Annotated in this window: 24 protein-coding genes; 4 read left to right on the top strand and 20 right to left on the bottom strand. The window is 63.3% G+C overall.

Annotated features, from left to right (window positions below; translation table 11 throughout):
- Window positions 1-10 precede the first annotated feature (10 nt).
- From HX805_RS04010 to HX805_RS04000, 3 genes are read right to left on the bottom strand one after another with little or no spacing between them, the layout of a single operon-like run.
- The gene (locus tag HX805_RS04010) at window positions 11-913 is read right to left on the bottom strand and encodes a transporter substrate-binding domain-containing protein (RefSeq protein ID WP_087693232.1); all 903 of its coding nucleotides are present in this window, start codon (window positions 911-913) and stop codon (window positions 11-13) included.
- A gap of 27 nt (window positions 914-940) precedes the next feature.
- Window positions 941-1,294 (bottom strand): RidA family protein, encoded by a 354-nt coding sequence (locus HX805_RS04005; RefSeq protein WP_087693233.1) that lies wholly within the window; start codon window positions 1,292-1,294, stop codon window positions 941-943.
- Window positions 1,295-1,304: 10 nt separating this feature from the next.
- The gene (locus HX805_RS04000; protein ID WP_177009104.1) at window positions 1,305-2,546 is read right to left on the bottom strand and encodes a D-amino acid dehydrogenase; all 1,242 of its coding nucleotides are present in this window, start codon (window positions 2,544-2,546) and stop codon (window positions 1,305-1,307) included.
- A 108-nt stretch (window positions 2,547-2,654) separates the two neighbouring features.
- Here HX805_RS04000 and HX805_RS03995 point away from each other — a divergent pair, with 108 nt between their 5' ends.
- Window positions 2,655-3,557: a LysR family transcriptional regulator gene (locus tag HX805_RS03995; RefSeq protein ID WP_177116622.1), complete on the top strand. Its 903-nt coding sequence runs from the start codon at window positions 2,655-2,657 to the stop codon at window positions 3,555-3,557.
- Here HX805_RS03995 and HX805_RS03990 read toward each other — a convergent pair.
- Window positions 3,552-4,169, bottom strand: coding sequence for a hemolysin III family protein (locus tag HX805_RS03990; protein WP_017476494.1), 618 nt, complete (start codon window positions 4,167-4,169; stop codon window positions 3,552-3,554). The genes HX805_RS03995 and HX805_RS03990 overlap by 6 nt on opposite strands.
- Window positions 4,170-4,404: 235 nt before the next feature.
- On the opposite strand from HX805_RS03990, the gene HX805_RS03985 reads away from it, so the two are divergent.
- The 3 genes from HX805_RS03985 to HX805_RS03975 are packed head-to-tail and all read left to right on the top strand — an operon-like array spanning window position 4,405 to window position 6,465.
- Window positions 4,405-4,971 carry a chromate transporter gene (locus tag HX805_RS03985; RefSeq protein ID WP_003216826.1) on the top strand — a complete coding sequence of 189 codons (567 nt, stop codon included), beginning with the start codon at window positions 4,405-4,407 and terminating at the stop codon, window positions 4,969-4,971.
- A complete protein-coding gene (locus HX805_RS03980; protein WP_134327458.1) occupies window positions 4,971-5,513 on the top strand; it encodes a chromate transporter in 543 nt (180 codons plus the stop codon). Before HX805_RS03985 ends, HX805_RS03980 begins: the two co-directional genes overlap by 1 nt.
- A gap of 37 nt (window positions 5,514-5,550) precedes the next feature.
- On the top strand, window positions 5,551-6,465 hold the full coding sequence (locus tag HX805_RS03975) for a LysR substrate-binding domain-containing protein (protein WP_003216822.1): 915 nt from the start codon (window positions 5,551-5,553) through the stop codon (window positions 6,463-6,465).
- A gap of 156 nt (window positions 6,466-6,621) precedes the next feature.
- Here the strand turns inward: HX805_RS03975 and madM are convergent, their stop codons facing one another.
- From madM to HX805_RS03895, 16 genes are all read right to left on the bottom strand, one after another.
- Window positions 6,622-7,386, bottom strand: a complete 765-nt coding sequence (gene madM / locus HX805_RS03970; protein WP_177116621.1) for a malonate transporter subunit MadM — start codon at window positions 7,384-7,386, stop codon at window positions 6,622-6,624.
- A gap of 1 nt (window position 7,387) precedes the next feature.
- Entirely contained in the window at window positions 7,388-7,801 is a 414-nt protein-coding gene (madL, locus tag HX805_RS03965) for a malonate transporter subunit MadL (RefSeq protein WP_102604131.1), read from the bottom strand.
- A 246-nt stretch (window positions 7,802-8,047) separates the two neighbouring features.
- Complete coding sequence (gene mdcH, locus HX805_RS03960; protein ID WP_003216814.1) at window positions 8,048-8,953, bottom strand: malonate decarboxylase subunit epsilon; 906 nt, start codon at window positions 8,951-8,953, stop codon at window positions 8,048-8,050.
- Window positions 8,950-9,546 (bottom strand): malonate decarboxylase holo-ACP synthase, encoded by a 597-nt coding sequence (locus HX805_RS03955; RefSeq protein ID WP_177116620.1) that lies wholly within the window; start codon window positions 9,544-9,546, stop codon window positions 8,950-8,952. Before HX805_RS03955 ends, mdcH begins: the two co-directional genes overlap by 4 nt.
- On the bottom strand, window positions 9,540-10,316 hold the full coding sequence (gene mdcE / locus HX805_RS03950; RefSeq protein WP_177009101.1) for a biotin-independent malonate decarboxylase subunit gamma: 777 nt from the start codon (window positions 10,314-10,316) through the stop codon (window positions 9,540-9,542). Before mdcE ends, HX805_RS03955 begins: the two co-directional genes overlap by 7 nt.
- Complete coding sequence (locus HX805_RS03945; RefSeq protein WP_008434127.1) at window positions 10,313-11,155, bottom strand: biotin-independent malonate decarboxylase subunit beta; 843 nt, start codon at window positions 11,153-11,155, stop codon at window positions 10,313-10,315. The genes mdcE and HX805_RS03945 overlap by 4 nt, the downstream gene beginning before the upstream one ends.
- Window positions 11,148-11,447, bottom strand: coding sequence for a malonate decarboxylase subunit delta (locus tag HX805_RS03940; RefSeq protein WP_003216806.1), 300 nt, complete (start codon window positions 11,445-11,447; stop codon window positions 11,148-11,150). Before HX805_RS03940 ends, HX805_RS03945 begins: the two co-directional genes overlap by 8 nt.
- Window positions 11,447-12,295 (bottom strand): triphosphoribosyl-dephospho-CoA synthase, encoded by an 849-nt coding sequence (locus tag HX805_RS03935; protein ID WP_008434131.1) that lies wholly within the window; start codon window positions 12,293-12,295, stop codon window positions 11,447-11,449. Before HX805_RS03935 ends, HX805_RS03940 begins: the two co-directional genes overlap by 1 nt.
- Window positions 12,296-13,966, bottom strand: a complete 1,671-nt coding sequence (mdcA, locus tag HX805_RS03930) for a malonate decarboxylase subunit alpha (protein WP_023659312.1) — start codon at window positions 13,964-13,966, stop codon at window positions 12,296-12,298. It lies immediately after the preceding gene.
- 327 nt (window positions 13,967-14,293) lie between these two features.
- Window positions 14,294-14,722, bottom strand: a complete 429-nt coding sequence (locus HX805_RS03925; protein ID WP_003216800.1) for a hypothetical protein — start codon at window positions 14,720-14,722, stop codon at window positions 14,294-14,296.
- The gene (locus tag HX805_RS03920) at window positions 14,685-15,314 is read right to left on the bottom strand and encodes a nucleotidyltransferase domain-containing protein (protein ID WP_003216798.1); all 630 of its coding nucleotides are present in this window, start codon (window positions 15,312-15,314) and stop codon (window positions 14,685-14,687) included. The genes HX805_RS03925 and HX805_RS03920 overlap by 38 nt, the downstream gene beginning before the upstream one ends.
- Window positions 15,315-15,376: 62 nt before the next feature.
- Window positions 15,377-15,703, bottom strand: a complete 327-nt coding sequence (locus HX805_RS03915; RefSeq protein WP_177028013.1) for a DUF6124 family protein — start codon at window positions 15,701-15,703, stop codon at window positions 15,377-15,379.
- Between the two features lie 510 nt (window positions 15,704-16,213).
- The gene (locus HX805_RS03910; protein ID WP_003213725.1) at window positions 16,214-16,669 is read right to left on the bottom strand and encodes a chemotaxis protein CheW; all 456 of its coding nucleotides are present in this window, start codon (window positions 16,667-16,669) and stop codon (window positions 16,214-16,216) included.
- On the bottom strand, window positions 16,662-22,502 hold the full coding sequence (locus HX805_RS03905) for an Hpt domain-containing protein (RefSeq protein ID WP_177116619.1): 5,841 nt from the start codon (window positions 22,500-22,502) through the stop codon (window positions 16,662-16,664). Before HX805_RS03905 ends, HX805_RS03910 begins: the two co-directional genes overlap by 8 nt.
- Window positions 22,503-22,700: 198 nt before the next feature.
- The gene (locus HX805_RS03900; protein WP_003213729.1) at window positions 22,701-24,752 is read right to left on the bottom strand and encodes a methyl-accepting chemotaxis protein; all 2,052 of its coding nucleotides are present in this window, start codon (window positions 24,750-24,752) and stop codon (window positions 22,701-22,703) included.
- Window positions 24,749-25,273, bottom strand: coding sequence for a chemotaxis protein CheW (locus tag HX805_RS03895; protein WP_003213731.1), 525 nt, complete (start codon window positions 25,271-25,273; stop codon window positions 24,749-24,751). Before HX805_RS03895 ends, HX805_RS03900 begins: the two co-directional genes overlap by 4 nt.
- Between the last annotated feature and the right edge of the window lie 7 nt (window positions 25,274-25,280).

Here is a 25,280-nt window from a genome sequence, read left to right as displayed (position 1 = left end):
TTGCACTCCGCTACTCCACCGGGTCACTCACAGGCGTCGCAATAATCGCCTTCAGCTCACTGGTCATCGGGAATTCCAGGTTCAAGCCCTTGGGCGGGATCGGCTGCTCAAACCAACGCTGGTAAATCCCGTTGATCTCCCCCGAGCTGTACAACCCGGCCAGGGTCTCATTGACCACCGCGAGAAACTGCGGGTCGTCCTTGCGCACCATGCAGCTGTAGATTTCCCGCGACTGTTCTTCCCCAACCACCACCCACTTGTGCGGGTCCCTGGCCTTGGCGCGCTCCCCGTAGAGCAACGCGTCATCCATGTAAAACGCCGCCGCCCGTCCGGATTGCAGCATCTGGAAGGCTTCGCCGTGGTCCTTGGCGCTGATCACCGACATGTTCAGTTTGTGATCAACGTTGTAGCTCTTGAGGAACCGCTCGTTGGTGGTGCCGGCGGTGGTTACCACGTTCTTGCCTTGCAGGTCGGCGAAGCTTTTGATGCCGCTGTCGTTGGCGGTCAGCAACTGGCCCTTCACGTAGATAAACCCGTAGGAAAACGCCACCTGCTTCTGCCGCTCGGCGGTCACGCCGGTGGAACCGCATTCCAGGTCCACGGTGCCGTTTTGCACCAGGGCTATGCGGGTCTGGGAAGTCACCAGGTTGTACTTCACGTTGAGCTTCGGCACACCGGTTTTCTGCTGGATACGCTCGACGATCTTGTTCGCCAGCTCCACCGAATAACCCATGGGCTTGCCGCTGTGATCCCCCACATAGGAAAACGGCACTGAGGCATCGCGATAGCCGAGGGTGATGCTCCTGGCGTTGGCGATCTTGCTCAGCGTGCCGTCCAAGGGGGCCTCGGTGGCATGGGCCTGAGCCCCCAACAACAGCCCCAGGGTGCAGCCGATCAACGTGATTTTTTGCATTGTTATTCTCCGTTGGTGGTTAAAGGTTCAGGTACGGCGCACTGCAATGACACTGATCTCGACCAGCACGTCCGGTCGCGCCAACTGCGCCTGCAACGTGGTACGCGTCGGTGCCTGCCCCGGCGATAGCCAGGCGGACCAGACTTCATTCATCGGCGCAAAACCCTCCTGGATATTGTTCAGGTAGATGGTCGCATTCAGCAGATGATCCTTGTCGCTGCCGGCCTCGGCCAGCAGCGCATCAATCCTGGCCAGCACCTGTTCGGTCTGGGTCTTCACATCGCGGCCTTCGCCCGGCACCTGGCCGGACAAAAACACCAGGTCCTGAAACACCACGGCGCCAGACAAGCGGCTGTTGCTGTTGATTCGGGTGATGGTCATCGAAATATCCTCAAGCGGCTCGGGGCGCGAAGCCCTGCATATCAATGGAAGTGGTGTGCCGGCCAATCAACTCGGCCAGTACCTGGCCGCTGCCGCAAGCCAGGGTAAACCCGAGGGCGCCGTGGCCGAGGTTAAGCCACAGGTTGCTGTAGGCGCTGGCACCAATCAACGGCACGCCGGTCGGCGTGGCCGGGCGCATACCGGCCCATTCGACCGCGTGCTGGTAGTCACCGGCCAGCGGGAACGTCTCAAGTGCCTGGCGTTTAATCAGCGCCAGGCGCTTGGGTTCCAGGCGGGTGTCGAAGCCGACAATATCCACCATCGCCGCCACCCGCAGTTGCTCACCGATGCGCGCGTAGACGATCTTGCGGTCGTAATCGGTGATGCTGATGTTCGGCGCCTGATGCTGCGCGCCAATCGGCACGCTCAGGCTGTAACCCTTGAGGGGATACAGCGGCAACGACATCCCCGGCAAGGCCAGCTCGGGGCTGCGGTGCCCGGCGGCCAGCACCAGGTGCTGCACCGGCAAGACTTCACTGCCCATTTCGATAGCCTGCACGGCGCCTGCGCGGTGACGAATCGCCGTCACCTTGCGCCCCAACAGGAACGTGCAACGCCCCGACGCTTCAAGGCGCGCCGCCAGTTGTTGGCAGAACCCATGGCAGTCGCCGACCTCTTCATTGGGCGTATAGATGCCGCCGGCAAAACTGGCGCTGTCCAGGGTCGGTTCCAGCCGTGCGCAGTCCGCCGCCGAGAGCACTTGCTGTTGCAGCGGGTCGGTCACTTTATTCAAGGCGCGTTCATAGCTGTCGAGGCTGCGAAAGGTCACCAGCTTGCCGTTGCGCCGCCAATGGAAACCGCCCAGTTGGTCTTCTTCACGCCAGCGTTGCAGGGTGCCCTGGCTCAAGGACGCCAGGCGCAGCAGGTGGGCTGCATTGCGCTGGTTCACCGAGCCACGGCAGGCGCCCAGGAACGAGGCCATCCAGCGCCACTGCGCCGGGTCCATGCGCGGGCGCAGCTTCAGCGGCGAGTCACCGCGCAGCATCCAGCCGATGGCTTGCAACGGTACGCCCTTGTCGGCCAACGGCGCGACATAGCGGTAGGACAGTTGCCCGCCGTTGGCGAAGCTGGTCTCGCTGCCCAGGGTTTCCCGGGCTTCGACCACCGTCACCTGCATGCCGGCACGCACCAGCGCGTAGGCACTCGCCAGGCCGATAACCCCGCCACCGATAATGCAAACCTGCTGAGCCATGTGCGTCCCTTAACCGTGCGATGTCAGGCTTGAAGGTTAGAGGCAGGTGACAGCGGCGGGACAATGAATAAAGATGGGTCACCCATAAACAAAGGTTATGGACTGCCCATGCGCTTGCGTCATATCGAAATCTTCCAGGCCATCCGCCAGACCGGTTCCATCAGCGCCGCCGCCCAGTTGCTGCATGTCTCGCAGCCGGCGGTGAGCAATGTGCTGCAGCACGCCGAGTTGCAGTTGGGGTTCCCGCTGTTCCTGCGTATACGCGGCAAGCTGCAGCCAACCCCGGAAGCGCTGGCGCTGGAGCGCGAAGTCGACAAGGTGACCGAAAGCCTGCAAGGCGTGCGGCGCCTGGCGCAGAACCTGCGCCGCGAGCCGGGCCAGAGCCTGCGTATCGGCGCAACACCCGCGCTGGCCTTGTCGTTGCTGCCGCCGGCCATCCGCGAATGGACCCAACGCTACCCGGACATCGCCTGCGAGCTGTCCAGCGCCCACAGCCGCGAGCTGGTGCAAAACCTGTTGATGCGTGAGGTCGACGTGGCGCTGACCCTGCAACCGCCCGATCACCCAGGGCTGAACGCCCAGCCGTTGGCCCACGGCGTGCTGGTGGCGCTGGCGCCGCAGGGTTACTGGAAGGAAAACGAGCTGGGCAAACCGTTGCCGCTGATGGCCCTGGCGGGCGCGCCGTTGATTGGCCTGTCCAGCGCCGACCCGTTGTCGGCGAAGCTGGACAGCTACCTGGAAGCGGTCGACCCGCCGCCACGGGTCAGCATCGCGGTGCAGACCTATTCCCTGGCCAGGGCCATGGTCGAATCCGGCGCCGGGCTGGCGGTGATTGATCCGTTCACCGCCCTCGGCGCATCACCGGCCACTACTTGCATTCGCCCCCTTGCGCCGCCGCTGCCAATCACCTTGTACGCCCTGACCCGCGCCGACGAACCGCCGCCGCATATGCTGGCGAGCCTGTTGGAGATCTTCGGCAGCCGGGCCCAGGAGCAATTGGACCGGCTATAACACGTACCCCATGATCGCCACGAAATGCAGCAGGCTGCCGCCAATCACGAACAAATGCCAGATCCCGTGGGAGTGCCGCAAGCGGTCCTCCAGGGCAAAGAAAATAATGCCCACGGTGTACAGCACCCCGCCCGACGCCAGCCAGGCAAACCCGGTAGGCCCCAGCGCAGCAATCAGCGGCTTGACCGCCACCAGCACGATCCAGCCCATCACCGCATAGATCACGATCGACAAAATCCGCGCCTCGGAGCGTGGCTTGATCTCCTGCAGGATGCCGATCACCGCCAGCCCCCACACAATCCCGAACAGCGTCCAGCCCCACGGCCCGCGCAACGTCACCAGGCAAAACGGCGTGTAACTGCCTGCGATCAGCAGGTAGATCGAAAAGTGATCGACCTTCTGCATGATCGCTTTCTTGCGCCCGCGCACGCTGTGGTAAACGGTGGACGCGCTGTACAACACCAGCAATGTGAAACCGTAGATCGCTACGCTGACAATCTTCCAGGGGCTGCCGTCCATACTGGCCACCACCAACATCCATACCGCACCCACAAAAGCCGCAACCGCCCCGAGCAAGTGGCTCCAGGCGTTGAATCGTTCCCCGTGATACATGTGTCACTCACCTCGAATAACGGTTATCACCTCGACCATTCTGACGTCACCCATCCAACATCAGGTAACAACCTTTCTTCATTTGCCCAAATACACATGCCGATGGATGATTCGCTTCATCCTGTGGGAGCTGGCTTGCCGGCGATAGCGGTGTATCAGCAGCAGATGCATGTCTGACCCACCGCTATCGCAGGCAAGCCAGCTCCTACATAAAAGCCCCTCATCGGTAACGCCCATGCCTGACCTCGAACCTGCCCAGCCCCACCCGAGTCTGTGGCAGTTGTTTTACAACTTCGCCATGGTCGGCCTGTTCGGCTTTGGCGGCGTGATGCCCTGGGCGCGGCAGATGATGGTCGACCGCCGGCAGTGGGTCAGCGAACAAGGCTTCAACGAGTTGCTCACCACCGGCCAATTCTTTCCCGGGCCGAATATCGCCAACGTCGGCATCATCTACGGTCGGCGCCTGCACGGTTTGCCGGGTGCGGTTGTGACCGTGGTCGGCTTGTATCTGTTCCCCTCGCTGATCACCGTGCTGGCCGGCTTCGCCTATGCCAAATGGTGGAGCCATGACGTGGTGCAGCAGATCTTCGGCGCGGTGATGCCGATCGCCACCGGGCTGATGCTCGGCACCACTCTGCGCCTGCTCAAGGCTATGCCGCGAACCCTGGCGAATTACAGCGCGTTCGTCCTGACCTTCGTGTTGATGGCGGTGCTGGTGCTGCCGTTGTGGATGGTCTTGCTGATCTGCATTCCCAGCTCGTTGGCCTTGAGCTTCATGGGCAAGCAGAAGGTGGCCGGCTGATGCAGAGCGTGCTGTTTCACCTGATGATCCAATGCGCGCTGTGGTCGCTGATGGCGATTGGCGGCAACACCGTGGCCCTGAGCGATATCCATCGCTACACCGTCACCGACATGAACTGGATCACCGACGCCCAGTTCGTCGCCTTCTTCGCCTTGTCCCAGGCCTTGCCGGGGCCCAATGGCATGTTCCTGGTATTTATCGGCCAGCAAGCCGCCGGGCTGCCCGGCGCTCTGGTGGCCCTGACCGCCAAGCTGGTGCCCTGCTCGGTACTCACCTACCTCGGCGCCGGCTGGCTGGAAAAACACAGCAAAACCCCGTGGGTGCAGCGGGTCAAAGGCAGCCTGCTGCCGATCTCCATCGGGCTGATCCTGGCCGCCAGCTACATCCTGATGAACAGCCTGGAAAACAACGCCACCAGCCTGGTACTGACCCTGGCCAGCGCTGCCGTGGTGTATTACACAAGGCTCAACGCGATCTGGCTGATCATCCTCGGCGTGGTGTTGGGCCTGTGCAGCGCATGGCTGGGAGTGAACTGGTTTTAGGGGCACAATCGACGGCATTCGAACAAGAGTCACGCCCATGCTGATCGACGAAGAGTTCACCCTCAAGAAGCTGGAAATCTTCCTGGCGTTCATGCGCACCGGCAACCTGGCGCGGGCGGCGGCTGAATTGCAGACCAGCAACGTCAGCGTGCACCGGGCGATCCACTCCCTGGAAAACGCCCTGCGCTGCCCGCTGTTCAAGCACGAAGGGCGCAACCTCACGCCGCTGGAAAGCGCCTATGTGCTGGAAGAGCGTGCGCAGAAGCTGGTGCAGGATGTGGTCGACAGCGTGCGGGTGACCCGCGAGGCCGCCGGCTTTTCCGCCGAGCGCTTCAAGCTGGGCTCGCTGTATTCGCTGACGGTGAAGACCGTGCCGCAGTTGATCATGGGGCTGAAGATTCGCCGCAGCGAGCTGAATATCGACCTGATCCTCGGCTCCAATTTCGACCTGCTGTACAAGCTGAAGAACATGGAAGTCGACGCGATCCTGATCTCCCTCGACGAGCACGCCAACGATCCGGACTGCGAGCAGATCGCGCTGTTTTCCGACGACATCTTCCTCGCCACCCCGGCCGATTCACCCTTCGACCGCGAGCAGGAAATCGACCTGGCGGACGTGCGCGACGCCACCTTCATCACCCTCACCCAAGGCTTCGCCACCCACCAGGATGGCAACCGCGTATTCAAGCAGGCGGGGTTCGAGCCGAAGGTGGCGATGCAGGTCAACGACATCTTCACCCTGCTGAGCATGGTCAGTTCGGGCGTGGGTTATGCGCTGCTGCCGGGACGGATTGCGGCGGTGTACGAGAACCGAGTGAAGCTGATTCCCCTGCAACCGCGCTACCGTTTGCAGCAGCACATTGGCGTGGTGTTTCTGAAAGCCAAGGAGCGCGACCCGAACCTGCTCGCGCTGTTGGCGGAGTGCCGGATGTATGCGAACCGCCAAACCTGACAATGATCCCCTGTGGCGAGGGAGCTTGCTCCCGCTCGGCTGCGCAGCAGTCGTAAAATCAGCGCCCGCGTTGTTTCAGGAAGAATGCATTGGGACCGCTTCGCGCTCCAGCGGGAGCAAGCTCCCTCGCCACAAAAGCGGTCGACACCTCTCGGGTCAGCCGACGATCCCGCGCACGATGAAGTACACCACCGACGGCCCCAGCAAACACCCAAGCCCGGTGTGAAAGGTGGCGGTCAGTGCGCCATACGGCACCAGCCGCCGGTCCGTCGCCGCCAGGCCTGCCGTCACGCCGCTCACCGTACCGGCCAAACCACCGAACACCATCGCCGAGCGCGGGTTATCCAGGCCCATCCAGCGTGCCGCCATGGGCGTGCCCACCATCACCAGGATCGCCTTGATCAACCCAGTCGCAATGGACAGCGCCACCACATCCGAGCTTGCACCCAACGCCGCCCCGGTCACCGGCCCGACGATGTACGTCACCGCGCCCGCGCCGATGGTGGTCATGCTGATCGCATCGCGATAACCAAACGCCCAGGCGATACTCGCGCCCACAATAAACGGCAGCACCGTGCCCAGCAGCAAGGCAATCGCACCAATCAAGCCGGCCTTGCGCGCCTCGGTGGCCTGTACTTCAAACGCCGTGGCCACGATGGCAAAGTCCCGCAGCATGGCGCCGCCCATCAAGCCGATCCCGGAAAACAGCGCCACGTCCGCCAGGCCTTTCTGCCCGCCGGTCAAGGTGCCGCCCACCCAGGCCAGCACCAGCCCGATCACAATCGCGATGGCTGAGCCGTGGATGCGCCCGAAGGTCAGGCGCTTGGACAGCACCACCGAAATCCACATCACCACGCCAACAAATGCAAAGGCGGTGACCAAGCCGTTATTTGCCAGGCCTTTCTCGATGAGTTCCCACATATCAGCGACCTCCCGCGACAGGTGCAACCGCGATCAGCGGCTCTTCATCGGGCAACGGTTCGCCTTTGTGCGTACGGCTGATCAAGGCAATCGTGCAACCGCACACCACCACCGAACCAATCGCCGCCAGCACCGCCACCGGGCCGCCGTGCAGCGCGGTCACCACGTTCTGTTGCGCCGCCATCGCCACCACCACCGGGATGTACATGGCACCCCAGAAGCCGACACCCATCTCGCATTCCTTGGTCATGCCGCCGTGTTTGTGCATCCACAACCGTGCGCAGATCAGCAGGATCATCGCGATCCCCACCCCGCCCACGTTGGATTTGACTCCCAGCAACACGCCGAGCATGTCGCCCAGAATCACGCCGGCCAACATGCAGATCGCCAGCAACGCCACACCGTAAATAATCATGATGGTTGTCCTCAAAGTGCTTCATCGAAATTGTTGTTTTTGTGCTTCGAAAGCCTTGGGCGGCAATGCCGATCCGATAAAGATGAATACCGTACCTGTGGCGAGGGAGCTTGCTCCCGTTGGGCTGCGTAGCGGCCCTGAAATCCTCGGAGCGCTGCACACTCCAACGGGAGCAAGCTCCCTCGCCACAGGTCATGGGTGACCCGCTCTATCTCTTGACCGACCAGCATCAGCCTTGGTGGAGCTCTATCGGTGATGGTTTCCCTCCTCTCGCAGCAAGGCCTGCAAGGTGTCCAGGCGGGCGCCTTCGAAGGCGATGACGGTGCCTTGCTCGAACACCCGGCGCGCAAGGCCTGTAAGCACGGCGCCGGGAGGCAGTTCGATATGCAGGCGCACACCGCGCTCGAAGGCGCTTTGCACGGTGCCGCGCCAGTCGACGATGCGGCACATGTTGAAGGCGAGGTCGTCGCGCAGGTGTTCGGTGTTGTGGATCGGCCGGGCGCGGGTGCTGCTCAGGTAAGTGATGCTCGGCGGTTTCAGTGTCACTTGGGCGAATGCTTCGGCCAGGGCCTCGGCGGGTTTTTCCAGCAGTACGCAATGAGACGGCACGCTGACGGCCAGGCGTTTGGCGACGCCGTTGCCGCGCACCAGATTGGCGACCGCCTTCATGGCCTCATCGCTGCCGGCGATGACCGTCTGGTTGTCGGCATTGATATTGGCCAGGTAAACCGGGGTTTGCGGGCTGTGGACCTGAGCAAGCAAGGCTTCGACGGTGGACAGGTCCGGGCCGATAAGGGCGGTCATGCCGTAGCCGTGGGGATACGCGTGTTGCATCAATTCGCCGCGCAGGCTGACGAGTTTCAACGCGTCGGCAAAGTCCAGCGAGCCGGCGATCACGGCGGCCGGATAGGCCCCAATGGACAGGCCGGCGACGTAATCGGGGGTGTGTTCCAGCAAACGCGCACTGGCCACACCGGCAATCAACAGGCAGAGCTGCACGGCACGGGTCGAGGCCAGCGCTTCGGCAGAATCCAGGGTAAGTACATCCTCATTGAGGGCAGCACTGGCTTCGTCCAGCACCGCACGCGGCAGTTGCTGGAGCATGCCGGGACGCTGGGCGCCCTGCCCCGGGAATGCCAGGAGGCTACTCATGCCACGGCCTGCCAAGGATCGAGCACCAACTGCGCGCCGCTGGCGTTCTTCAGCAGCACGCGACGCGAACCACCGGCCCATTCACGCAACGCGACCGCGCCAAAAGGCGTTTGCAGTTGCAGGTCCACGGCGCACACCGCCGTATCCAGTATCGCCAGCAGGTCCTCTGCATCGCTGCGTTCAAGCCGCTCGGGCGTGCGCAGAATCAAATCCAGATCGCTCTTGGCATGCAGCGCTTCGACGCCGCTGGCCAACTCGAAACCCGCACTGCCGGTGACGCCCCAACTCTCTCCCGCCAGCACCGGTCGCAACTGAGCGAGGGCCTGCAACGCCGGCAAATCCCTTGGCGAGATCACACCGCGCAGGTCTTCCGGCACCACGCGCCGCTGCACGGCCGCCATCGGCATCACGGCGGCGAAGCGCTGCTCGCGCAAGCGCCCGCGTACCCCCACCGCTACCTGGCCCGGCGGCGCAATCGCCCGGCGCACCACCACCGGATGCCCAGCGGCCAATGCTTCCAGCACCCAGGCCGGCGCATCAGCGGGCGCATGCGCCGGGGTCATGCCCCAGAGCAAGTCGTGAGCGTTCACCATTGCTCCCGCAGCAGTTGGCGCACGTGGCTGGAGGCAGCGCGGTTAGTGGCGCCCAGGCGACCGCTCAGGTCCCGACCGCCGGCCTGCACATCCTTGATCGCCTGCACCAGGCAATCGCTGACCCGCGCCACATCTTCGGTGGTGGGCTGCTCGATCTGGCTGACCGACAAGGTCTCCCAGAGCAAGCCGAGGCTGGCATAGCTGTCGATGTCATAGGCCATCGGCGGCACGCTGGCAGCCAGGGTTTCCAGCTCTTCAACACTGCGCAGGGTTACCCGCGCCGCCGAAGCCTTGCCCATGGCATGCACCATCACGCCGGGGTCGCGCAGGGCAATCAGGCGGTTGGCCTGGTAACCATGGGCGAGGAAGGCGCCGGACATCGCCTTGCCCACCAGCAGCGCGATCACCGGGTGACCGGCCAGGCGGGCACGGGCGTAGCTGTCGGCAGCGGCGGCCAATGCCTGGTGAATGCCCAACGCCTCTTCGCGACGACCGTAGGCCTGGCTCGGCACATCCACGATGGCAATCAGCGGACGCTTGTCGCCGGTGTTGATCGCCTCATCAACCGCCTTGGCCAAGCCCCAGCCTTCCAGCAAACCGACTTCACCGTTGCGAGCGCGAGGGAAGCGGTTTTGCGGGTCGGTGACCACCGCGATAAAGCGCACTGGCTGATCACCGAGCACACCGTCGGCAACTTTCAGCGAGTTCGGCAAACCGCTCACTGGCGCTGCGTCGCCGCTCAATGCGTTGAACCACTGCAAACCTCTCATGAGTGTTCTCCCTGATACAGATCGCGAACCGTCGCCGGGTCGATTTGCGGTTCGGCGTTGAGTGCGGCCAGGCGTTCCAGATAGTGATCAACCTGACGGCTGCGCTGGTTTTCCGGCAAGCCTTGTTGCAGCAGCTCAGTGATCTGCTGCTGAATCTGCACCACGTCGTCGGCCACATACCGGTCGGCCAAGCCGCTGTTAAAGCGTTGCTCACCGCCGGTCAGGCTCCAGATGAAGGGCCGGTCACGGGAGTCGTATTCTTCAAGGCCGGCTTCCTGCTCGATCACCTGCGGGCCGTTCAGGCCAAGGCGCGCCTCACGGGTCACCAGCAGATAACTGCACAAGCCTGCAGCGATGGACATGCCGCCAAAGCAACCGACGCTGCCCGCCACCACGCCGATCACCGGCTGGTACTGGCGCAGGTCGACAATCGCCGCATGGATATCGGCGATGGCAGCCAAGCCCAGGTTGGCTTCCTGCAAGCGCACGCCGCCGGTTTCCAGCAGCAGGATCGCGCGAGTAGGGATACCGTTGCGGTTGTCTTCAGCAGCCAACTCCAGTGCACCGGCCATCTTTGCGCCGCCGACTTCACCGAGACTGCCGCCCTGGAAATTGCCTTCGATGGCCGCGATGACCACCGGCAAGCCGGCGATGCTGCCCTTGGCGATCACCACGCCGTCATCTGCCTGCGGCACCACGCCCTGGCGACTCAGCCATGGCGACATGACGCGCTGGAACGGATCGATCAATTCGCGATAGCTGCCCGCATCGAGCAAGGCCTTGGCCCGCTGCCGGGCGCCGAGTTCGACGAAGCTGTGTTTGTTGAGCAAGTCAGTCATGACCGATCTCCTCGAAGCCCTGCTCCAGGCGCAAGCGCACCACGCCGGGTGTGGCGCCAAAGTCGTGGATATCGATGTTCAATGCAGGGGGCGTCTGCTCCTGGAAGATCCGTTCAAACAGGTGCTGCCAACGTAGCTGCGCACCATTGACCGAGGTTTGCACCTGAATCGTCAGGGTGCCGGCGGTGCCCGGTTCCAGCAGCACTTCGAGGTCGCCGGAGCCGACGCAACCTACCAGCGCGCGGCCCTTTGCGGGCTGCCCGGCGGGGAATTCAAAGGATAAGGTTTCCATCACAGCGCTCCGTCGAGGCGGTCGATAAACAGGCAGGCGGCCAACAGGTCGGCGGCGCCACCGGGGGAGGCATTCAGCGCCAGCAGTTGCTGGTCCAGCTCATGCAGTTGGCGGCGGCCGGCGAGGCTTGCGCTGCCGCCGGCGTCCAGTACGGCTTGGGCGCCCTGCTGCATGGCCTGCAAGCCTTCAGGACCGGCGCGGTAGAGCACGCAGGTGTCGGCCAGGTCGGTCATGATCGCCAGCAAGGCGTCGAGGCGCGCGTTCTGTTCGCCGTGTTGCTGCAGGCGGCTTTTCTTCAGTTGGGGCAGGCCGCGTTGCAGCACCGACGGGAAGCCCAGTTGCGCCTCTTCGCGAGCACCGCGTGCGCCGTAGCGTTGTGCGACCTGGGCGCCGTGGCTCAGCGGTTGCGGTGCGTAACGGTCGTTGAGCAAGGCCAGGCGGGCGGCGCGCAACGTCACCGCGCTGGCAGTGCAGGATTCCGGTTGCAGTGCGGCGGCGGCGACTAACAGGCCGAGCGCCCAGATCGCGCCGCGATGGGTATTTACGCCGCTGGTGGTGACGAGCATCGCCTGTTCACCTTCGCGACCGATGCGCCCGAGGGCTTCACGCAGGGGCAAACCGACTTCGCCAAATTCGACAGCGGCCTCGGCCATTTCCTTGAACGCCGGCCACAGCGACAGCGCCGAGGCGTGCATCAAGCCGAGGTGCAAATCGGTATGGGCGCCGTTGCCGCGACGGTCTACCAGGGCGGGTTTCGGCGACAGGTCCGCCTCATCGATCAACGCGTCGACGGCCATGTCGGCCAGGCGTTCGGCCAGCGTCAGGTCGTGCAGTTTGAGTGCGTGCATTTACCAGCTCCTGAACTTGGCGGGCGGGTTGTACAAGCCACCGGACCACTCCACCAGATCGGCCACGCTCTTGGCGGCCAGCAGCTCGCGGGTGGCATCGGTGCGGCGGATGCCGAGGTCTTCGGGCAGCGCAATCAAGCCTTCGCGACGCATGCGTGCGGTGTCCTTGGGGTTGTGGCGCAAGCCGATGGCGGTCACCCCGGCCACGGCGGCGATCATCGCCTGGCGCTCTTCCAGGGAACGGGCCTTGTACAGGTAGGCGATGCCTTCTTCGGTGAGCAGGTGCGTGACGTCGTCGCCGTAGATCATGATCGGCGCCAGGGGCATGCCGCTTTTGCGGGCGACTTCCACCGCGTCGAGGGTTTCGACAAAGGTGGGTTTGCCGCCTTCCTGGAAGGTCTCGACCATCTGCACCACGAGCTTTTTGCCGCGTTCGAGCAAGGCCTCGGGAGCGTCGTCGTGGCGCATGTCGAGCCAGGCGGGTGTGCCATGGCGGCGACCGCGCGGGTCGTGGCCCATGTTCGGTGCGCCGCCAAAACCGGCAAGGCGGCCACGGGTAACGGTGGAGGAATGACCGTCGCCATCGACCTGCAAGGTGGCGCCGATAAACAGGTCCACCGCGTACTGGCCGGCCAGTTGGCAGAACATCCGGTTGGAACGCAGCGAGCCGTCGCGGCCGGTGAAGAACACATCCGGGCGAGCGGCGATGTAGTTTTCCATGCCCAGTTCGGTGCCGAAGCAATGCACGCTTTCCACCCAGCCGCTTTCGATGGCCGGGATCAAGGTTGGGTGCGGGTTGAGCGTCCAGTTGCGACAGATCTTGCCCTTCAGGCCCAGGGATTCACCGTAGGTCGGCAGGATCAATTCGATGGCGGCAGTGTTGAAACCGATGCCGTGGTTCAGCGATTGAACGTTGTGTTTTTCGTAGATGCCGCGGATCGCCATCATCGCCATCAACACATGCACGGGCTTGATGTGGCGTGGGTCGCGGGTGAACAGCGGTTCGATGTAGAAGGGCTTGTCAGCGACCACCACGAAATCGACCCAGCTCGCGGGGATGTCGACGCGCGGCAGGTCGGTGACGTCATCCACCAGTTGGTTGACCTGGACGATGACGATGCCATCGCTGAAGGCGGCCGGCTCGATCAGCGCGGGTGTGTCTTCGGTGCTCGGGCCGGTGTAGATATTGCCGGCGCGGTCGGCCATGAAGCCGGCCGACAGGACCACGTTGGGGATCAGGTCCACCACCAGCCGCGCGTAGAGTTCGATGTAGGTATGAATCGCGCCAATTTCCAGCAGGCCGTCTTCCAGCAATTGGCTGATGCGCAGGGACTGGGTGCCGGCGAAGGAGAAATCCAGCTTGCGGGCGATGCCCTTTTCAAACAGGTCCAGGTGCTCGGAGCGGCCGACGCTGGGCATGATCATGTGCAGGTCGTGGAGCTTGGCGGGGTCGGCCTTGGCCAGGGAGCGCGAGAGGAAATCGGCCTGCTTCTGGTTGTTGCCCTCCAGCACCACGCGGTCGCCGGGGAGGATCAGGGCTTCCAGGGCTTCGACAATGCGCTCGCTGGGGAGCACGGCGCCATCGGCGAAGGATCGCACCAATGCGAGGCGGCGCTGCTTCTCATCGCGCCGCCGCGTCCAGCGCGAGTCGGGGGAAGTTGTTGTTGTCATGGTCGCTCCACGGGATTTGCTGTCGTGGGCTGTACCTTAGGAGGGTATTGGGGGGGCATCAATCAAGCTGGGCGGTGAACCGTTACGATTGGAGTAATGGTTAATTAGCAAATGCTGAGGCTCGGGCTCAACACAGTTCAAATGTGGGAGCGGGCTTGCTCGCGAATGCGGTGGGTCAGTTGATAAATCGGGTACTGACACACCGCATTCGCGAGCAAGCCCGCTCCCACATTTGCTCAGCGCTGTTCGGGAGAACGTGCGCAGAAGTCCCCAAATGGGAACGATCAGTCCCTTTTTGGGACTGATCTCGCTTCATCACCCAAGCCGCTATTTCTGGTTAGTCACCCACTGTTCGACCTCCTTCAATAGCGCTTGAGTATGCGCAATCAGTTGCTCCAACAACCCCTCATCCTCATCCATATACCCTTCATATTCCGCCAGGTTGCGGCGCTCGTGGCATAGCGCAAACAGTCTTACCTGAACCTTGTTGGCTGCGGTGGTATGAAGCAGGCATTGGAACACCAGATAGCGCTTGTCCGAGCGATAGCCGTGCAAGCGCAAGGCTGTGAGGGCGATTGCGTGGGCCGCGTTGTAAGCCAAATCAAAACGGCTGGCGAAAGATAATTGCGGGGTTTTGGCGTCCTTCAATCGATCACGGGCAGAGCGCATCAACCCATCACATTCCGTGCGATCCGGCGGCTCAGCCTTCAAGCCACCACTACGTTGCAGGTTCTCCAGGTTTGCCTTGCTGTCCATCCTTGGACTCCACGGGGTTTTCCCCAATCAGGTTGATCTTGTCCTGCTCCGCCACCCGCTGCACAAAACTATGACCGGCATTCCATTTGCCGATCCAGTCTTCGGGGGTATAGAGCGTCGGGTTGATGGTGCGGCCCAGTTGCTCTTCCAGCGGCATGAGCTGCTCCATGACTTCACTGTAGTTGAGGCTTTCGCCGATCAGCATCAGATCTATGTCACTGGATGAGTGCGCCTCGCCCTTGGCGATGGAACCGTAGATAAATGCCCACTTCAGTTGCGTGGCAAATGGAGCCAGTGCGTTGCGCAATGGCTCATCCAGGCTCAGGGTCTTGCGCACGATGGCCAACAGCTCCGAGTAAACGGGGCACTGCGGGTTGGCCTGGTAGTGGGTTTGGTTGCCCTGGCGCGTCACCGTCAGGATGCCTGCCAACTGCAAACGCTCCAGCTCGCGGGTCAGGCTGCCCTTGCCCACCTTTGCCCAGCGGGCGATTTCATTGGTGAAGAAGCTATGGTCGGGCTTGCCAAAGAGCAAACCCAAGACTTTCTGCTGAGTCACGGTGAATAGCGCAGTGCTAAGGGGCAGGGTTTGCATGGCAGCGACCGAAGAGTCCCAAAAAGGGAACGATAGGTCCCTTTTTGGGAACGATCAAGTTTTTAGGCTGCGCAAGAAGGAGCAACCTGCTCCAGTGCCTGATCAACCAGTAACTGCCCCAGCTCACTCATCTGCTGAATGGCCAGCACCACGCCGCGCTGGGAACCTTCCAATTCAAAGGCCAGGTTGGAAGTCAGGGCGTTGAGTGAGGCAAAGGTTTCAGAAGCGTTGGCCAGCAGGGCTTCGGTGGATTGAGAGGGGGTGACGGTAAAGAGTGAAGATGAAGCCGAAGGCGGAAAGTAATGATCCATCGCACGCTCGGCGGCGGCCTGGAGTTTGCGGTGTTCGATTTCGGTGTTGTGGGGCGGATTGGGGGTAGGTTTGAACATGATGTGCAGCTCCGATATGTATTAGGGAAGCTGACACCGTCCGCTTGCACGCGAATAAGGTGGCAGAATAAGGTGGCAGCTGTGCGCAGGTGTGCAAGACCGGGCATATCGGACCCCGGCAGACCCCAAGGGATCTCCCACGCACAGCCGCCATAAGAAATACAGCAGGCATAAAAAACGCCCGTTGAATGGCTATGGGCGTTGGTGCGCCGACATGTAACCGGACTTGCACGTCCGTGTCACCGTTTTTTGCGATGACGGACGAAGACTAGGCGCGATCGCAGGGCACAACAAGTTCATGCACAGCGCGAGAGGTTGCAGGAAAAATCCGACTGTAAAGCGCACGCCGATGCGATCGTTCCCACGCTCTGCGTGGGAATGCATCCCGTGACGCTCCGCGTCACCACAGCGCAAGACTTGAGCCTTGCATCGCCAGTTGGACGCAGAGCGTCCGAGGCTGCATTCCCACGCGGAGCGTGGGAACGATCATCAATTGACTGACGGTTACACTCAGGCCAATCCGGCCTCGACCAACAACGCCTCCAATCCCATCAAGTCCGGCACCCTGGCCACATGCTCCCCCACCTGCACCGCCGCCAACTCCAGCGGGCACAACGGCACGTCCACATAACTCAACTGGCTATCGAGCTTGTACGAGCGCGGAATCCCCTGGATCACCAACGCAATAAACTTCAACGTCGGCCGTCCTCCGAGGGTGTTCAACACCACAATCCGCGCCCGCTCTCCCACCACGCCCGACTCGCCACACGCGGCCTCAAAGCTGATCAACGGCAACTGCCGATCCCGCCAGGTAACCTGCCGCAAATACCACGGCGGCGCATCACTGGCCGGTTCGCCGCGCTGGAAGTCGATCAGCTCGGCCACGGCGACGTTGGGCAACAACAGGTGACGGTCGGCCAATGGCAGCAGCAAGCCGGTGAGTTGAGTTGCGCGGTGATCAAGCACGGGACTTGCTCCAGTAAGCGATGCTTTCCAGCAGCACCGACTCTTGATAAGGCTTGCCGAGGTAGTCGTTGACGCCAATCGCCATCGCACGATCACGGTGTTTTTGCCCGGTGCGGGAGGTGATCATGATGATGGGCATGCGCATCAGCCGCGGGTCGTCGCGCACCTGGATGGCCACTTCGAAGCCGTCCATGCGCGGCATTTCGATGTCGAGCAGCATCAGGTCCGGGGTGTGCTCTTCCAGCACGGCCATGGCGTCGATGCCGTCCTTGGCGGTGAGCACGTTCATGCCGTTGCGCTCCAGCAGGCGGCTGGTGACTTTGCGCACGGTGACCGAGTCGTCCACCACCAGCACCAGCAGCGGGCGCTTTTTCAGCGGGTCGTTGAGGATCAACGGAGCGTCCGCCGCCTGGGCCGGCAACGCCGGTGGCCGGGCGCGGATATGCGCCATCAGGTCGATGATCAGCACCACGCGGCCATCGCCAAGGATGGTTGCGCCAGACACGCCCTTCACCCCGGCAAACTGCGGCCCCAGGCCCTTGACCACGATCTCCCGGGTGCCGGCCATGGCGTCCACTTGCACCGCCACGCGCCGTTCGTTGCATTGCACCAGCAGCACCGGCAGCGGCTGGTACTGGCCCAGCAGGTTCGGCCGGCCGACGGTGTGCAGCAGGTCGCCGAGGTAGAACAGTTCGTAGCGTTGGCCGGCGTATTCGTAGCGCGGCGGGTCCTGCTGATAGTGCCCTTCCAGCTCATGGGGCATGACCCGCACCAGGCCTTCGATGGTGTTCAGCGGGATCGCGTATTGATCGTCGGCACACTGCACCATCATCGCCCGGTTGACCGACACAGTGAACGGCAGGCGAATGCGAAAGTGCACGCCCTCTCCCGGCGTCGAGTCGATGACCATCGAGCCGCCCAGCTGGCGCACTTCTTCATGCACCACGTCCATGCCCACGCCACGCCCGGAAATCTGGGTGATTTTTTCGGCAGTGGAAAACCCCGGTTGCAGGATGAACTGCAACACGTCGCGGTCGCTGATTTCCAGGCTGGGGTCGAGCAAGCCACGCTTGATCGCCTTGCGCCGCACAGCTTCAAGCGGCACGCCGGCGCCGTCGTCGCGCATGTCGAAAACGATGTCGCCGCCTTCGTGGGTCAGGTCAAGGGTGATGCGGCCTTTCTCGGGTTTACCGGCCAGCAATCGTGCATCGCGGGATTCCAGGCCGTGGTCGACGGCGTTGCGCAGCATGTGTTCCAGCGGCGCGACCATGCGCTCCAGCACGTTGCGGTCCATCTCGCCTTCGGCATTGCCGACGATAAATTCCACGTCCTTGCCCAGCTCGCCCGCCACCTGCCGCACGATGCGTTTAAGCCGTGGCAGCATGCGTTCGAAGGGCACCATGCGCGTGCGCATCAGGCCTTCCTGCAACTCGGTGTTGATGCGCGCCTGTTGCTGCAGCAGGTTGTGGGCATCCTGGTTGCGGCGGTCGAGGGTTTCCTTGAGGTCGAGCAGGTCGGAAGCCGATTCGAACAAGGCCCGGGACAGTTGTTGCAACTGGGAATGGCGGTCCATTTCCAGCGGGTCGAATTCTTCGTAGCCCAGGCGTTCGGCCTCGGCCTGCTGGCGGCTGAGGATGCGGCCCTGGGTCTCGGTGTCGAGGCGGCGCAGTTGATCGCGCATACGCTCGATGGTGGTTTCCACCTCGTTGAGGGCAACGCTCGCATCGTTGACCTGCTGCTCGATACGCCCACGGAAGATCGAAGTTTCACCCGCCAGGTTGACCAGGTCATCCAGCAAGTCGGCAGAGATCTTCACCATGTCGGCGGCCGGATCGCTGGCCGGCACCGCCTCGGTTTTGGTTGCCGTCAACGCCAGCGGTGCGTCCGTCACTTCAGCCGGACGCACCAGGCTCTTGATGCGCTCGATCAGCAGGTCCACCGAGCCCACCGGCATTCCCGCCGCCACCGCATCGATCATCTGCGCCAGGCGGTCGTGGCAGCCTTGCAGCAAGGCGAACAGCTCCGCCGAGGGCGCCAGCAAACCTGCCGACAAGCCCTCATAGAGGAACTCCAGCTCATGGGCCAGGTCGCCAATCGGGCCGATCTCGACCATGCGAGCGCCGCCCTTGAGGGTGTGCAGGTCGCGCAGCAGTGTCTCGACTTCCTGGCGATTTTTCGGCTCGGCCTGCCAGCGCAACAGCGCGGCGCCGGAGCTGTCGAGGATGTCGGCGGCCTCTTCGAGAAAGATATCCAGCAGCTCGGGATCACTGCCCGGCGTCTCGACTTCGGCGGCCGCTGCGGGCGCCGCTTGTCCGGTGCCTTGGCGCAACTCACGCAAGTGGCTGATCAGGTCGGAGGAGTCGCTCAACGGTTGCTGGTGTTGCAGTTGCTCAAGCAACAGCGCCAGCCGCTCATGACTGGCCATCAACACATTGGCCAGCTCGCTGGAATAGCTGTAGCGCCGGTCCACCAAACCTTCGTAAAGGTTTTCCAGCTCAAGGGCCAGGTCGCCCACCGCGCCGATTTCAGCCATGCGCGCGCCACCCTTGAGGGTGTGCAAATCCCGCTGCAACGATGACAGCGGCGCTGCGTTATCCGGGTCCAGCAGCCAACGCTTCAAGGACTGGCCGGCGCTGTCGAGGATGTCCACCGCTTCCTCAAGGAAGATCTCGACGATTTCGTCATCCACCGCGAAGCTCTGGTCGAGCTTCGCCGTAGCGGCGCCCAGCTCGGAGATGCTCAGCGCGCGGCTGCCGTCGGTCTTGATCAGGCCGGTGGCGGACGGGTCGAGGCCTTCATCCAGCAGCTCGCGCAGGGCGCGTACCCGGGCCGGCGCCGCGCTGATTTCCTGGCCGGCGGCCAGTTGGTCGAGCATGTTGATCAGGGCTTCGTGGGCCTGTTCGGCCTCGTGGAAGAAGCGCTCGCTGACCGCCAGGCTGCTTTCTTCCACTGCGCCGTAGAGGTCGAGCAAGGCTTCGCACAATTCATCCATAGAGTGCAGGTCGGCGAGGTGCGCGCCTTCGCCGAGGGTGGTCAGTTCGTCCAGCAGCGCGCTCAGTTCCTGGCGTTCGCCGGGGTGCTGTTGCCAGCGGCGCAGCAGGCTTTCGGCGTCCAGCAGGATGTCCATGCCCTGGGCCAGGAAGTTGGCGATCAACTGCGGGTCGCGCTTGATCCGCAGGCCGGTGTTGGGCGCATTCAGCAAGGCTTCAAGCTGGCTGTTCAGCAGGTTTTGCGTGCGCTCGATCAGCCCTGCTGCACCGTTGATGGCCGCGTGAGGGTCACTGTCCAGCTGGCGCACGCCGCGCTGGAACAACGCTTCGGCCTCCAGCAGCAATTCGATTTCATCCAGGTCCAGCGGCAGGCGGTGGGCCTTGTATTCGCGGGTCAGGTGATCCAGCGGGCGCGCCAGTTCGGCGATGGGCAACACACCGGCCATATAGGCGCTGCCTTTGAGGGTGTGCAGTGCGCGTTGCAGGTCATCACTGACTTGCAGCGGCAGGTGCTCGGTGGCCTGTTGCAGGAAGCGGTTGAGGCTGTCGAGGTGGCTCTGGGCTTCGTTGCGGAAGATTTCCAGCAACTGCGGGTCCAGGGCGGCCGGGTCTGTGGCCGACGGTTCGACACGGCTGGCCAGGGCGTGCGCCCGCGCCGCCAGTTCGTCTACGTCATCGCGCTGGCGCTGGGCATCGTCGGCAAAATCGGTGATCAGTTCCGGCAGCAATTCCAACACGTCATCCAGCACTGCTTGCACATCCGGGCCCGGCGCGACGCTGCGCTCCAGCACGCGGTTGAGCAGGTTTTCCACGGCCCAGGCCAGCTCTGCCAACACCAGGGCGCGCACCATGCGGCCACTGCCTTTCAAGGTGTGGAAGGCGCGGCGCATTTCGCTCAGGGTGGCCTTGTCTTCCAGGCTGGCGGTGCCGGCAGGCACATAGCGATGCAGCACGTCGAGAACTTCGGCGGTTTCTTCGAGGAATACTTCCCGCAGTTCATCATCGATGGCTTCTTCACCGGCGGGCGGCGGCAGCAGGCTGCCGGGACGCTGGAGTGCCGGCGGGTTGAGGCGCGAGGTGGGGCTGGCCAACGCATCGGCGAGGAACGGGGTTTGCTCCGTGGGCGTGTCACCCTGCTCAAGCAGTGCCTGGCGCCAGGGTTTTTCGGCCGGCAAATAGCCCAGCGCGGCCAGGCCTTCAGCGGCGACTTCCAGCACCCGTTCGCCCGGGGCGTCGTGGTCCTGGAGCATGCGTTCCAGGTAGTACTCGAGGCTGGTGAGCACATCGGCAAAATGCTCAAGCGGCGCCTCGGAAGGTGCGGCGTCGCCGACCATCAGTTGCTCGTTGACGTAGTCATTGCAGCCACGCATCAGGCTCGCCGCACGGGGCAGCGGAATCATCGCCAGCGCGCCGCGCACCTGGGTCAGCAACTCGGGCAGCGACTCCAGGCGCTGGCGGTCCCAATGGGCCTCAATGCAGTCGATCACCAGCTCTTTGGCCTGGGTCAGGCACTGGCAGGATTCGCGGATGACGAGGTGGTGGATCTGCGTCAGGTCGGTGGTAGGCAGGCGGCTTTCTTCGCGGCGTTCCGGCTCGACAGTGCCGACCATCCCGGCCAGCGTGGCCTCGACGTAGAGCAACGCACCGGCAACGTCCATCAATACCGCATCGTTGGGTTCGCGCTGCCCCTGGGCCAGGCCGAGTACCACCGCCAGTTGGTCGATGATCACTTTGCGCGGCTGGCCGAAGCCCAATACGGCGAGGGTATCGGCGATCTGCCGCAGCGGCGCCAGCAACGCCTCAAGGTCCGAGGCGTGCTGACGGTCGCTGCGTACGAACAGGTCCAGGCGTTCCTTGACCCGCACCAGCTCCTCGCACAACGCGCCGAGCACCGAGCCCATCGCGTCGCGGTCCGGGCCGGCCAGGCGGGCGCGTTCGGCGTCCACCACGGCGCTGTCGGGCAAAGCTTCATCGAGGCCATATCGTTCTTTCAAACTTTGCATCCGTGGAGTCGGTCGGGTGACTTTGGCGACGTAGAACAACAGGCTCTTGAGCAGCTCATCCGGGGCCGGGGTGTTGATGCCGTTGATGCCCTGGATCAGCAGGCGCTTGAGTGGCTTGTCGCAGGCCTTGAGCAAACTGCGCAACGCCGGGCTGTTGGCAACCACGCCAATGAGCATGCCTTCCACCAGCGCCGAGGTGACCTGCCACAACGGTAACAGCGGCGCACCATGGCACAGGGCTTCGAGGCGGGCGAAGACCCGCGCCATGTCTTCCAGGTTGCTGGGGCCGTGGTCTTCGCGCAGCAAACCGACCAGCGCCTGTTGCAGCATCTGCCGCCACTGGCGCAGCAGCTCGGGGAAATCCTCTGGCGTGCGCTGGGCCAGGGCGTCTTCGGGCAGCGGCGGGATCACCAGCAGTTGCGGGCTGAACAGGCTGGTTTCCGAGAGCAGGCTTTCGCCGCGCACGCTGCGCAGGTCGTTGAGCAGCGGCAGCACTACCAGGGGCAGGTCGCGCCGGGCGCTGTGTACGCGGTCGAGGTACAGCGGCAGTTGGCCAAGGCCCTGTTGCAGCAGGCGAATGCCTTCGTCGCGCTGGCTGACGCGCGCGCCTTGCAGGGCGAGGGCCAGTTGTTCCATTTCTTCAGCGAACAGGGCCGCGCCGTAGAACTCGACCATCAACAGGCTGCCATGCACCTGATGGATGCATTCCAGGCACTGGCCGATGGCCTCGCTGCTGCTTTCTTCAACATAGGCGTCCAGCGCCGAACGGGCCTGTTTCAGGGTTTCGGCAATTTCGCCCTTGACCCATTCGAGGGCCACGTAGTCGTGCCGATCAACCATAACCGCTCCCGTCTGAATTCATGAGTTGCTGGTAGTGCTGGGTCATGCGTACACCGATCTCAAAACAAAGGAGATCAACTGTGGGAGCGGGCTTGCTCGCGAATGCGGTGGGTCAGACAAAGCGTCGGCGACTGACACACCGCATTTGCGAGCAAGCCCGCTCCCACATTTGCTTTTCGGTGTTTTCGAGGGTGCATTTCACTCATCCACCCGCTTCGCCGCCGGCAAGGTGAACCCCGACACCGACCGCCGCAACTGACTGGCCATTTTTGCCAGGTTGCCGATGCTCTCGGCAGTGGCCGTAGAGCCTGACGAAGTCTGAGTGGTGATCTGCTGGATCACGTTCATCGTCAGGGAAATCTGCCCCGCCGACGACGTCTGCTGCTGCGCCGCGTTGGAGATACTCTGGATCAATGCCGCCAGGGTTTTCGACACGCCTTCGATCTCTTCCAGCGCCACCCCGGCGTCCTGGGCCAGCCGCGCACCGCGCACCACTTCGGTGGTGGTCTGCTCCATGGAAATCACGGCTTCGTTGGTGTCCGTCTGGATCGCTCGCACCAGGGTTTCGATCTGTCGGGTCGCCGCTGAAGAGCGCTCAGCCAGGCGCTGTACCTCATCGGCCACCACCGCAAAACCACGCCCGGCATCACCGGCCATGCTCGCCTGGATCGCGGCGTTGAGCGCGAGGATGTTGGTCTGCTCGGCGATGTCATCGATCAGGCTGACGATGTCGCCAATTTCCTGGGACGATTCCCCCAGGCGCTTGATGCGCTTGGCGGTGTCCTGGATCTGTTCGCGAATGTTGTCCATGCCGTGGATGGTGTTGTGCACCACCTCGTTGCCCTTGTTGGCAATCTCTACCGAACGCTCGGCCACTGCCGAAGATTCGGCGGCGTTGGCCGACACCTGGTCGATGGACTGGGCCATCTGGTTGATCGCCGTGGACGCTTCGGCAATCTGCTGTGCCTGATGCTCCGACGCTTGGGCCAGGTGCATGGCGGTGGCCTGGGTGTCCTGCACCGCACCGGCCACCTGGCCGGCAGTGAGGTTGATGGTGGCCACCAGGTCGCGCAGTTGGTCCACGGAATAGTTGATGGAGTCGGCAATGGTGCCGGTGAAGTCTTCGGTGACCGAGGCGGTGACGGTCAGGTCGCCGTCGGCCAGGTCTTCAATCTCATCCAGCAGGCGCATGATCGCGTTCTGGTTGCGCTCGTTCTTCTCGGCGGTTTCCCGCAACTGGCGGTTGGTCTCGCGGACCATCACCAGGCCGATCAGGATGATCGAGGCCAGCGCCAGCAAGCCCAGCACGTAGCCGCCGATGGTGTCGAAAGTGCGCCCGTCCGCCAGGTTTTCAAAGCCGGTGGCCAGGTGCGAGGCTTCGTCCAGCAGGGTTTGCGACAGGTTGAAGATATTGCTCGCCGAGGCGCGCACCTGGAACAGCTGCGGCGAGGTCTCGAGGATTTCGTCCACGGAACCGGAGACGAATTCGAACAGCTCGGAAATCTCCGCCAACCGGGCGCGGGCGTCGTGGTCCTCAACCTGGGTGATGCGCAGCCCGGGATTGCCGTTGAGCATGCCACTGAGCACCACGCCGAAACGGCTGGCATCGCGGCCAAAGGCATCGGCGGCCTGCACGGCAGTCTCGTCCCCCGCCAGCACGGTGTTCACCGCCCCCAGGATGCGTTCGGCCAGCAACGACTGGCGCTGGGCCAACGCTACCTGGCTGGCCGGTGCGCCGCGTTGCAGCAGAATATCGACAACCTTTTCCGACTCCATCTGCAACTGCGGAACGGTTTCCGCCAGGGTCGCGGCCACTTGATGCAGCGACAGCACCGTTTGCTCGCTGGCCAGAATCGCATCGGCGTTTTTCAGCAGCGCTTCCCAGTCGGTCTGCACGGCGCGCATTTCTGCACGCACGGCGGTGGGTGCAGCGGGCAGGCCGGTGGCCGGGTCGCCTTTTTTCAGGTAACCCCAGCGCTGGGCAAAATCGTTGCGCGCATCCCCCAGCAGCTTGAACGCCGCCGCCTTGCCGGCGGCAGCCTCGGTGGCGTTCTTGGCGATGCGCTGGGACAGCACCCGCAGCTCACCGGCGTGGCCGATGTACTGTTTGTCGTAGGTGGACTGGGTGTTGAGGTACGCGAAGTTGGCGAACAGCAGCATGATGAACACGATCAGCGCGATAAACAGCACGATGATCTGCGAGCGGCTGCGGGAGGCTTCCTGGGGTTTGACCGGGGTGACGGTACTCATGCGGCGACATCCATGAAACCTGGAGCCTGGGCCAGGGCGAAGGGGCTGAAGACCTGCCACAGCTGGTCGCCGTCGAACTGGCCCTGGATAAACGGCGCGCCGCCTGCGGTGCTCGTCGACAACGCGTCTTGTGCGAAATGCTGCATGCCCACCACCTCGTCCACCAACAGGCCGACAAACACGTCCTGATACTCCACCACCAGCACCCGCCGTTGTTTGCGCGCCACCGACAGCTCAAGGCCAAGGAAACCGCCCAGGTCCATCACCGGCAGCAAGCGCCCGCGCAGGTTGGCCACGCCCTTGATCCACGGCTTGACCCCGGGCATCAAGGTACAGCGCGGTTCGTGCAGCACTTCCGCCACCTCGCCCATGGGCGCCACGTACCAGTGTTCGCCCAGGCGAAACCCGATCCCGCTCCAGCTGAGCAGCCGGGTTTCCTGGGACGGCAGGTCGGCAGCCAGCAAGCGGCAGCGGCGGTCGATGTCCAGCAGCAGCTCGAAGGCGGTTTGCGACTCGGTCATGGGAACG

The organism is Pseudomonas sp. G5001 (assembly GCF_013385475.1).
Classification (GTDB): domain Bacteria; phylum Pseudomonadota; class Gammaproteobacteria; order Pseudomonadales; family Pseudomonadaceae; genus Aquipseudomonas.
The sequence above is the reverse complement of the archived record's forward strand: the minus strand, read 5'-3'. Positions and strand labels throughout refer to the sequence as shown.

Coding starts and splice junctions, on each gene's coding strand:
- mdcE (WP_177009101.1), bottom strand. CDS start 10,316: ATGAGAGGTTTGCAGTGGTTCAACGCATTGAGCGGCGACGCAGCGCCA.
- HX805_RS03925 (WP_003216800.1), bottom strand. CDS start 14,722: ATGGACAGCAAGGCAAACCTGGAGAACCTGCAACGTAGTGGTGGCTTG.
- mdcH (WP_003216814.1), bottom strand. CDS start 8,953: ATGAGTAGCCTCCTGGCATTCCCGGGGCAGGGCGCCCAGCGTCCCGGC.
- HX805_RS03895 (WP_003213731.1), bottom strand. CDS start 25,273: ATGACCGAGTCGCAAACCGCCTTCGAGCTGCTGCTGGACATCGACCGC.
- HX805_RS03905 (WP_177116619.1), bottom strand. CDS start 22,502: ATGGTTGATCGGCACGACTACGTGGCCCTCGAATGGGTCAAGGGCGAA.
- HX805_RS03900 (WP_003213729.1), bottom strand. CDS start 24,752: ATGAGTACCGTCACCCCGGTCAAACCCCAGGAAGCCTCCCGCAGCCGC.
- mdcA (WP_023659312.1), bottom strand. CDS start 13,966: ATGACAACAACAACTTCCCCCGACTCGCGCTGGACGCGGCGGCGCGAT.
- HX805_RS03920 (WP_003216798.1), bottom strand. CDS start 15,314: ATGCAAACCCTGCCCCTTAGCACTGCGCTATTCACCGTGACTCAGCAG.
- HX805_RS03975 (WP_003216822.1), top strand. CDS start 5,551: ATGCTGATCGACGAAGAGTTCACCCTCAAGAAGCTGGAAATCTTCCTG.
- madL (WP_102604131.1), bottom strand. CDS start 7,801: ATGATTATTTACGGTGTGGCGTTGCTGGCGATCTGCATGTTGGCCGGC.
- HX805_RS03955 (WP_177116620.1), bottom strand. CDS start 9,546: ATGGTGAACGCTCACGACTTGCTCTGGGGCATGACCCCGGCGCATGCG.
- HX805_RS03995 (WP_177116622.1), top strand. CDS start 2,655: ATGCGCTTGCGTCATATCGAAATCTTCCAGGCCATCCGCCAGACCGGT.
- HX805_RS04010 (WP_087693232.1), bottom strand. CDS start 913: ATGCAAAAAATCACGTTGATCGGCTGCACCCTGGGGCTGTTGTTGGGG.
- HX805_RS03940 (WP_003216806.1), bottom strand. CDS start 11,447: ATGGAAACCTTATCCTTTGAATTCCCCGCCGGGCAGCCCGCAAAGGGC.
- HX805_RS04000 (WP_177009104.1), bottom strand. CDS start 2,546: ATGGCTCAGCAGGTTTGCATTATCGGTGGCGGGGTTATCGGCCTGGCG.
- HX805_RS03980 (WP_134327458.1), top strand. CDS start 4,971: ATGCAGAGCGTGCTGTTTCACCTGATGATCCAATGCGCGCTGTGGTCG.
- HX805_RS04005 (WP_087693233.1), bottom strand. CDS start 1,294: ATGACCATCACCCGAATCAACAGCAACAGCCGCTTGTCTGGCGCCGTG.
- HX805_RS03945 (WP_008434127.1), bottom strand. CDS start 11,155: ATGACTGACTTGCTCAACAAACACAGCTTCGTCGAACTCGGCGCCCGG.
- HX805_RS03935 (WP_008434131.1), bottom strand. CDS start 12,295: ATGCACGCACTCAAACTGCACGACCTGACGCTGGCCGAACGCCTGGCC.
- HX805_RS03990 (WP_017476494.1), bottom strand. CDS start 4,169: ATGTATCACGGGGAACGATTCAACGCCTGGAGCCACTTGCTCGGGGCG.
- HX805_RS03985 (WP_003216826.1), top strand. CDS start 4,405: ATGCCTGACCTCGAACCTGCCCAGCCCCACCCGAGTCTGTGGCAGTTG.
- HX805_RS03915 (WP_177028013.1), bottom strand. CDS start 15,703: ATGTTCAAACCTACCCCCAATCCGCCCCACAACACCGAAATCGAACAC.
- madM (WP_177116621.1), bottom strand. CDS start 7,386: ATGTGGGAACTCATCGAGAAAGGCCTGGCAAATAACGGCTTGGTCACC.